Origin of the sequence: Solemya elarraichensis gill symbiont (assembly GCF_002021095.1) — a bacterium.
GTDB lineage: Bacteria > Pseudomonadota > Gammaproteobacteria > Chromatiales > Chromatiaceae.
Window position 1 is genome coordinate 1 of sequence record NZ_MPRK01000306.1, and the last position, 1,791, is coordinate 1,791.

Consider the following 1,791-nt stretch of genomic DNA (forward strand, 5'->3'; position numbering starts at 1 on the left):
AAGCACATCATCAACAGAATGTCAGGCAGCATGCGCTGTGCGAGCTACACAAAATTGGCGCGGTACCAGAAGATCTCTTCGAGAATCTAATCAATGACAGGGTTCCATTCAGCGGTCAAAAAATTATTCTTGATTCAACCGAGCCCTTTTTCTCAAAAGATGAAATCAAAAGTCTTGTCGAGAACCGGGTTAATAAGGCTTCCAAGCTTCACACTCTGCAACAGCAAATCGAATGTCACGCTGACGATTCATTAAAGTATCGACTGCTGAGCACTTTGCTCGAAGAGCAATTTCGACAGTCGCTTGATACATGTCTCGCCGGTTTAAGCCTGATCGAAAACCAAAAAGGAATAAATATTGTACGGGCAGTTCTTCACAGCCATGATCGCCAGTATTCCGGATTGGCATTTGAGGCCCTGAAAAATCTGAATCATACAGCCGTATCAGGCTCCATTATTAAATTGCTCGCTTCCCTACTCGATCCCAGCGGGAAACAACGCCATCAAAATGCAATTGAATTAGATGAGGCAATAAACTGGTGCATGCTCAATTGCAGCCCATGGGTGAAGCAGTGCCTCTCTCAAGCACAGGACAGTACTATGATTGATTTCCTTGAAAAAACACTATTGCTGAAACAGTCTCGCCTGTTTGGCGATATTGATACAGAAGATATCCAGAGTATTGCTGAAATACTTGTAGACGACTTTTACCAGGAAGGTGACAGAATTTTTGATATTGGTGACACAAGTGACCAATGCTATATCATTAGCTCCGGTAAGATTGGTATTTCCTTACATGAAGATCACGATAAAAAGGAGTTTGTCGCCGTTCTTGAAAAAGGCGACTACTTCGGTGAGATGGGAATACTGGACAACAACCTCAGGTCAGCAACAGCGCATGTCATTGAGGATGTACAAATGCTCAGCATATCAAGAGTTCAATTTCAGAACATTATTCAACAGCACCCAGAGGTGGCTGTCTCCATGCTCACACGGATGAACTCAATTATCAGGGTTCTGAACAAACAACTCGCACTGGCAACATGATATCTATATGTAGTCCTTAAACTCAGGCACCCTGGGAACTCACCCCCCCCAAAAGGGAACCAGCCTATTTGACGACCAGACACCAAACTGGGCGTTAAAACACAGGAGTTCGTCAATGCACGAAATGCTGCTTTTACGTTGGCATATCCAGGGCATCTAACCTCCTACAAAAAAGCGATAAGGATTGCTAAAATACACATCTGAAATCTCCATTCACCTCAAAGGCATCATCATGCAAAAATTAATAGACTTGCTCGCCGAGCGTCTGAAATCAGTAAACGAGATAATGCCTTGGGATATGGAGGAGATGCTGGAAGCAGATCCGAATATTCTGGTTCTGGATGTACGCGAGCGGGACGAGTTCGACACCATGCATGTACAGAACAGCCTCAACGTACCTCGTGGCATTGTGGAATCGGCCTGTGAATGGGGTTACGAAGAGACCGAACCGGAATTGGTCGAGGCTCGTGATCGAACAGTGATTGTGGTTTGCCGCTCCGGGTACCGTAGTATTATGACCTCGTTCAATATGCAACTGCTTGGTTTCAACAAGGTCTATTCTCTTACCACCGGGTTGCGTGGATATAATGACTATGAGCTTCCGTTCGTGGATATCGAAGAGAAGCCTGTCGATATCGAGGTGGCTGATGCTTTTTTCGTCAACAAAATCTTGCCCTATCAGTTGGAGCCACAGGCAGAATGAGAAGCATTAATGACCGCTTCTGCCCGAAAGCAGACATTCCAT

2 protein-coding genes are annotated in these 1,791 nt (G+C 45.1%); both read left to right on the top strand.

Translation table 11 applies throughout. The annotated features are described in order from the left end of the window. A partial coding sequence (locus BOW51_RS10460; RefSeq protein ID WP_135568263.1) for a cyclic nucleotide-binding domain-containing protein occupies positions 1-1,046 on the top strand: 1,046 nt, incomplete at its 5' end. A gap of 232 nt (positions 1,047-1,278) precedes the next feature. Next, the gene (locus tag BOW51_RS10465; RefSeq protein WP_078477660.1) at positions 1,279-1,749 is read left to right on the top strand and encodes a rhodanese-like domain-containing protein; all 471 of its coding nucleotides are present in this window, start codon (positions 1,279-1,281) and stop codon (positions 1,747-1,749) included. Positions 1,750-1,791 lie beyond the last annotated feature (42 nt).